We start from the raw sequence: 6,361 nt of genomic DNA on the forward strand, positions 1-6,361 counted from the left end.
GTTCGCCTCCTTGAGGCAATGGGGACTCTGAAGAGTCGGGCGGCTGTTTTAGCGGGTGGCTAGGAAGGTCAGGAGGAGCTTGCGCTGGAGGGAGAACATCTCTTCCTTCTCAGCCTCTTCTGCGTGGTCGTATCCCAGCAGGTGCAGCATGCCGTGGGTGGCGAGCATGAGCATTTCCTCGGCCAGGGAGTGTCCGGCTTCGCGTGCTTGCTGTTCGGCTACCTGCGGGCAGATGCAAATATCGCCCAGAGTGCCTTCCGCTGTGGGGTGGTCGGCGGTGCCGGGGCGCAGCTCGTCCATTGGGAAACTCATCACGTCTGTGGGGCCGGGCAGGTCCAGCCAGCGGATGTGAAGGTCTTCCATGGGGCCGGGTTCGATGAAGAGAATATTGAGTTCGGCCGCTGTGGAAACGTGCATTTGAGTGAGCACATAGTCGGCAAGGGCAACGAACTCTGCCTCGTCGATGACGTACTCGGTTTCGTTAATGACCTCGGTCATCAGCGGCTCCTCCTTGAAGTGCCAGGGGTTCGGTAGTGGGAGCGAGGTCGCCCCGTGCGGGTGGCATCTCGGTCATTCGTGCGGCCGCGCTCGTAGTCCCTGCCTCTGTCATGGTGGCGAGCTTGCTGCTCATCCCAGCGCGAGTAGGCGTCAATAATCTCGGCCACAAGCTTGTGGCGTACAACGTCAGCACTGGTGAGGTAGCAGAACTCAATGTCGTCAATACCGCGCAGGATCTCTTGGACGACGGCCAGGCCTGACCGTTGGTTGCCGGGCAGGTCGATTTGCGAGGTATCGCCCGTAATCACCACCTGGGAGTTAAAGCCCAAGCGGGTGAGGAACATTTTCATCTGAGAGACGGTGGTGTTTTGTGCTTCGTCAAGAATGATGAATGAGTCATTGAGGGTACGACCTCGCATGTACGCCAGGGGCGCAACCTCGATGGTGCCAGCAGCCATGAGCTTTGGTAGCACCTCGGGGTCGAGCATGTCCCCTAGCGCGTCGTAGAGGGGACGCAGGTAAGGGTCGATTTTGTCGGTAAGGGAGCCGGGGAGGAAGCCAAGATTTTCGCCTGCCTCGACCGCTGGGCGGGTGAGAACAATACGACGCACCTGGCCAGAAAGCAGGCGCGACACGGCCTGAGCCATTGCCAGGTAGGTCTTGCCCGTACCGGCGGGGCCAATGCCAAAAACCACGGGCACGCGGTTAATGGCCTCCACGTAGGCCTGCTGTCCAGGAGACTTCGGGCGGATCGCTTTACCGCGCGAGGTGAGGATTTCTTCGGGAGCGCGTCCAGCCAGGGCGGCCGAGGTCAGCAGAGAAACCGCGTGGTCCACGGCTACGGCGTCCAGGTGGGTGCCCTTATGTGCCAGGTCAATGAGCTCTTCAATGAGCCCAATAGCAAGGTCAATATCAGTGTTGGGGCCGCTGATGGTGATGTCGCGGCCCATGACGATGAAACGCAGGTGGGGGAAGCCTCGTTCAATGGCGCGCAGCACCTGATCGGCGGTGCCCAGCACCGCGAGCGGCTCAAGGGTAGTGGGAATAGAGATACGGCGGCTGGTTGTCACCACCGGGGCGATTGGCTCACTCATAGGCCAGGGATCAGGTTCCTTCGTGCTACAGGCTTTGTTATCAGGTGTACGTTCACAGACGTATCTGAGCGTAGTCGTAATCCCTTGACCGTGCCATATTCTGGGGCCCTTCTGTGCCCAATTGCGCCTTCCGTAGCAACGAGGCTTAGCAGCGTGCATTTCTTGGGGCTTAGAATCTCAGCGTCGGAAGGTTTACTGAAACGACGTGTACCTATGTAAAAGCTCTCGGCGGAGACCACGTCGATTCGTCAATGTGATCTCAGCCGAGAGCTCTACTGGTTGGGCACGAGGTGCCGCCCATTCAGCAGGGTGTCACTCGCCCAGCACTGTGCCTTCTGGGACGACCTGGGCGCCGCCCTCGTCATTCAAAGTCACCTCGCCGACGATCCGCACGTCGGGGCCAAAGGTCCAGTCGCCGCTGACGCGAAGGGCCGTAGCGTCTTTCAGGGACGGTACGTGTGGAATACGCGCCTCGAAATCCTGGATGGTCTTGTAGTGCTTATCGAGGCTGACCTCAGGGGTGACGGTTTGCGCAATGAGGTGGCCGTCATCGTCAAGGGTGTAGACATCCGAGCGCAACAGAAGCAGTTCATTGGTGGTTTTGACGGGCTGGAAGCGATCTCGGCCCACGCAAATTGCCGTCGCACCGGGGAATACCTCGATGGCTGCGCCCATTGCTGATTCGACTTGGATGACCGGGGTGGAGGTTGGGTCGGCAGGATCAACCGTCTTTTCGTTGCGGATCATGGGCAGGCCAAGCACGGCGTTGCGTTCAACGAGGGTGTCCATGAGGCGCTGCAGGTCGAACCACAGGTTATTGGTGTGGAAGTAGGGGTGCCGGTGCTCGTCGGTGAAGAAGTCCATTTCTTCGGGCGCCGTCTGTGCGGTGTCGCGCAGAATGAGCTGGCCATCGTGTGTACGGATGGCGAGGTGCCCGCCCTTGCGATCGTTGATGGTGCGTCGGCACAGTTCTGCCGCGTAGGGTGCGCCCGAGGCGGCGAACCAGCCTGCCAGGCGCGCGTTGGGGGCTGCGCCGAGGTTATCGCCGTTGGAGATGCACGCGTAGCGGAAGCCTGCGTCAAGGAGCTTTTGGAGCAGACCGGACCCATACAGTGCGGTGTAGAGGTCACCGTGTCCGGGAGGACACCATTCGAGGGTGGGGTCGGCAGGCCACTCGACGGGGGTGAGGTCGTCGGCTCGGAGCTTGGGTTCTTGGTTTTGCAGGAATGACAGTGGCAGTCCGTCAACAACGAGGTCGTCGTAGCGTGCCAAGTGTTCGAGGGTATCGGCCTCGGTGCGGAAGGAGTTCATGAACACCAGAGGAAGACGAGCCCCATAGTCGCGTCGGGCTGCGCGAACCTGACGCACGATCAGGTCAAGGAAGTTCAGACCGTCGCGCACTTCGAGCAGGTTTTTCGCCTTGTCCAGGCCCATAGAGGTGCCCAGGCCACCGTTGAGTTTAATGATGACGGTGGCGCCAATTGCCTCCTTCGCTTGTTCGTCGCTGACCTCTACCTCGTCAAGCATCGGAACATCAAGCAGTGGGGTGATGGTGTCTTCTCGGATCAGGCCGGTCTCGCCGGACTCGAGAAGTCCATAGTAATGAGAGAACACTTCAATGGCTGATGCGTTCACTCCTGCGTCACGCATCTTCAGTCGTGCGGCCTCGAGACCTTGCTGAGACATGCTTGCTTCCCCTCTTCGATGAGTCTGCGGTTCTGACCATACGGTTTCGACCGTAATATCACTGCATATTTTAGGGGATGGACTCTGCAAAAAAGCGACTCAGACTCAAGTCCCTCATTCACCTGTGAATCGTTGAAGCAACGCCTCACAGTTTCATTCGAGATCCCATGCTTGCTGCCAGCTTCACTCATGGCAGCCCGATGAGAGAGTCTCTCATCGCTCGCTCAACGATCCCTCACTAAGCGCACAGCACGGGCTTCAAAGTCCGCCGGATACTCTTTGGGCATGAGGCAATCCTTTCATGCCGCCCCCGGAACAAAACCCAGGACAGTTCACCCTCGTGCAGACAATCCCCGCACCTCTTGACGCGTCATCACCATGATTCCACCCTTGACAAGTACTGCTTGTTCTATGCGAGGTGGGTTTGTTCCGCCTCTACTGAGACAGAACAAACCCACCTGGTTTAACGGCTACGTCCACTCGCCATCAGGCATGCAAGGGGCGCGGGGTTGATCTTTGGCCTCACACGCACAACCACAAGTACAACGGCCAGTCATTTTCCTGCGCGGCCTGGGCAAGCTCAATCAAAGACTCGCCTTCTTCGCATAGTTCTTCAACGTCAACAAAACCCTCAAACACGCCAGTGTCTTGGGCGGCTTCAGGATCAACAGCAGCTAGAGCCAACGCGTCACGCGCTGCCTTTGACAGGCGAAGCACAACACGCTCGCCCTCGTCACGTACAGCAATCAAACGCCCGCAATCCTCAGGAGCACAAGCACCTGTCGGGTCATCCTTCATATCCGCAACCCAGGGCATCTGCTCTGCTGGGTCAAAAGGAATCTCAGCCGACTGGTAGGGTTCTACCCCCGCCTGCTCGTCTGTGACATCAGGCCCACCCACCCAATCAATGGTGGCCTTTGCCGCCTGATCATCAGGCGCCGTGAAATACACCGACAGCAACCCCATAATATTCTCCTTTCCTACCACCTCACACCATGCAAGGCAGATTCACTCCTGGTTCATAGCTTCACGCATCGGAAACCACATCGAATCCGAATGATCCCTAAACCTCGCAAAAAACAACTGCTTCTGCCCATTATCCAACTCATCTTGAATCATTCGAAGAAGAAAAGCAGCACGCTTGCGATCCGCAGGATCAAGACCTTCCAACACCTCTTCCCCCCTGGCGAGAGCAGCGGGAACGTCTTCGGCATAAATATAATCCGGTCCTACAGGAAGCTTCTGCAGCGTCAAATCCACACCACAACGGAAGTCACTATCAATAAACCTCGCGCCAGAAAAATCATTCCCACGAATCTCATTCACCCACGACCGCGCTGGTCGAGTCGGAGTCTCCCTCTCCTCCATACTCCCCCACACAATCACCTGACGCAGCGTCGCCCCATCAAAATCACAATCAACCAAATCAGTCTCTTCAAGTTTCCACCTCGAAAGCCGCGCCCCCTTAAAGGAACACCCCACAAACCGATTCGGTAGACCAAACACCTGCCTAAAGTTCACCCGGTCAAAAGAGCAATCAATAAACTCACACGGAAAGTGTGGGCGCCCAGGGGAAAATACCTCAACCTTTGCTCGACTGAAATCACAGTTCCTCAAAACTACGTCCGCCACGTGAAAGTTATCTAATGCTAATCCTGAAAAATCAATTCCCTCTACCCGCAGGCGATGCAAGACACCGTGATAGGTCATCTTCCCCGACCGGTTAACACCAGCCTCCTTCAACTCAATCATCAACCCTCCCTACTCCACACGCCCACAACCCACAAGAACGACCCTCAGGCCTCATTCATAGCTTCACGCATCGGAAACCACATCGAATCCGAATGAGACTTGAAGCGAACCAGAAACAACTGCTTTTGCCCTCTTTCATACTCATTACGGAGTATCTCAAGAAGAATAGCAGCTCGTTTCTTGTCCTCAGGGCTAAGACTATCCAACACTTCTTCTCCTCTGGTGAGAGCAGCGGGAACGTCTTCGGCATAAATGTAGTCCGGTCCTACAGGTAGTTTCTGCAGTGTTAAATCCACACCTGTACGGAAGTCCACATCAATCAATTTTGCGCCAGAGAAGTCATTCCCCCGAATCTCATTCACCCATGAGCGCGCCGGATAACTGGGAGTCCCAGGATCATCCATACTCCCCCACAGCATCACATCACGTAGGGTCGCCCCATCAAAATCACAATCAACCAAATCAGTCTCTTCAAGTTTCCACCGTGAAAGCCTTGCCCCCTTAAAGGAACACCCCACAAAGCGATTCGAAAGAGAAAGCACCTGCCTAAAGTTCACCCGGTCAAAAGAACAATCAATAAACTCACACGGAAACGGACCACTACCTGGAATGAAAAAGTCAGCCTTCACCCGACTAAAATCACAATTAGTGAGCACAACATCAGTGAGACCAAAATTATTGAAAGTCTGACCAGAAAAGTCCACCCCCTCCACACGCAGATGAGACAGATACCCGTGATAGGTCATCTTCCCCGACCGGTTAACACCAGCCTCTTCCAAGCGGATCATAAAATTCTCCTCTCGTGTGCCACAGTCTTTACTGTGGCATATCGTATGTCGCGTAGTCGGCGCTAGCGTATCGTGGGTCTGGCCTGCGTTTATGACTGGCGACTTGACCTGGTGTTGTCAGCTCAACATACTTCGTGTTGCCGGCGGCGTCGACATAACTAAAGTCCGGCCCCACACGGTTGTACTTAAATACATCCCGACCAAACTCTCTTTCGAGACGCTTAGCTACGGTTTCATGGATCGCTGTGCCGATAAACATGGGGGCTCTCCAGTAAGCGCCGCTTTCTTTAATAGCCGCTAGCTGTCTGGGGCTAAGTGAATTAAGCCATGCTTGACGTCCCTTTGCCGCTTCCTCACGCGCGATCTGTTGGATTTCGCCTGCCGGGTTATCAGGGAGAGGCGCCAGAGCGTCTCCGCATTTGTCTGTTCCGTTGTTGTGGACCAGGACAGGTGTGCCAGTATTGGTGTGGACGTGGTAGTTGTTGTAGTTCTTGATGTGGAGGTTGTGGACGGTGGCGCGTTGGCCCGTATATGACAACTGCT

At 56.1% G+C, this 6,361-nt stretch carries 7 protein-coding genes; all 7 read right to left on the minus strand.

Annotation, left to right across the window (positions count from 1 at the left end; genetic code table 11):
* Window positions 1-48: 48 nt before the first annotated feature.
* Window positions 49-498, minus strand: a complete 450-nt coding sequence (gene ybeY / locus EII11_RS02495) for an rRNA maturation RNase YbeY (RefSeq protein ID WP_124868194.1) — start codon at window positions 496-498, stop codon at window positions 49-51.
* Window positions 498-1,592, minus strand: a complete 1,095-nt coding sequence (locus EII11_RS02500) for a PhoH family protein (protein ID WP_124868196.1) — start codon at window positions 1,590-1,592, stop codon at window positions 498-500. Before EII11_RS02500 ends, ybeY begins: the two co-directional genes overlap by 1 nt.
* A 312-nt stretch (window positions 1,593-1,904) precedes the next feature.
* Window positions 1,905-3,278: a UTP--glucose-1-phosphate uridylyltransferase gene (locus EII11_RS02505; protein ID WP_124868198.1), complete on the minus strand. Its 1,374-nt coding sequence runs from the start codon at window positions 3,276-3,278 to the stop codon at window positions 1,905-1,907.
* Window positions 3,279-3,800: 522 nt separating this feature from the next.
* Window positions 3,801-4,244, minus strand: coding sequence for a hypothetical protein (locus EII11_RS02510; RefSeq protein WP_124868200.1), 444 nt, complete (start codon window positions 4,242-4,244; stop codon window positions 3,801-3,803).
* A 42-nt stretch (window positions 4,245-4,286) separates the two neighbouring features.
* Window positions 4,287-5,030 (minus strand): pentapeptide repeat-containing protein, encoded by a 744-nt coding sequence (locus EII11_RS02515; RefSeq protein WP_124868202.1) that lies wholly within the window; start codon window positions 5,028-5,030, stop codon window positions 4,287-4,289.
* 44 nt (window positions 5,031-5,074) lie between these two features.
* Window positions 5,075-5,818 (minus strand): pentapeptide repeat-containing protein, encoded by a 744-nt coding sequence (locus tag EII11_RS02520; protein ID WP_124868204.1) that lies wholly within the window; start codon window positions 5,816-5,818, stop codon window positions 5,075-5,077.
* 28 nt (window positions 5,819-5,846) lie between these two features.
* The coding region (locus EII11_RS10730; RefSeq protein ID WP_205649197.1) for a hypothetical protein at window positions 5,847-6,361 on the minus strand (515 nt) is incomplete at its 5' end.

Source organism: Schaalia canis (assembly GCF_003858455.1).
GTDB classification, from domain to species: Bacteria; Actinomycetota; Actinomycetes; order Actinomycetales; family Actinomycetaceae; genus Pauljensenia; species Pauljensenia canis.

Bases quoted from the DNA above. Each gene is read 5' to 3' on its own strand.
- ybeY (WP_124868194.1), bottom strand. From the start codon at position 498: ATGACCGAGGTCATTAACGAAACCGAGTACGTCATCGACGAGGCAGAG.
- EII11_RS02500 (WP_124868196.1), bottom strand. From the start codon at position 1,592: ATGAGTGAGCCAATCGCCCCGGTGGTGACAACCAGCCGCCGTATCTCT.
- EII11_RS02505 (WP_124868198.1), bottom strand. From the start codon at position 3,278: ATGTCTCAGCAAGGTCTCGAGGCCGCACGACTGAAGATGCGTGACGCA.
- EII11_RS02510 (WP_124868200.1), bottom strand. From the start codon at position 4,244: ATGGGGTTGCTGTCGGTGTATTTCACGGCGCCTGATGATCAGGCGGCA.
- EII11_RS02515 (WP_124868202.1), bottom strand. From the start codon at position 5,030: ATGATTGAGTTGAAGGAGGCTGGTGTTAACCGGTCGGGGAAGATGACC.
- EII11_RS02520 (WP_124868204.1), bottom strand. From the start codon at position 5,818: ATGATCCGCTTGGAAGAGGCTGGTGTTAACCGGTCGGGGAAGATGACC.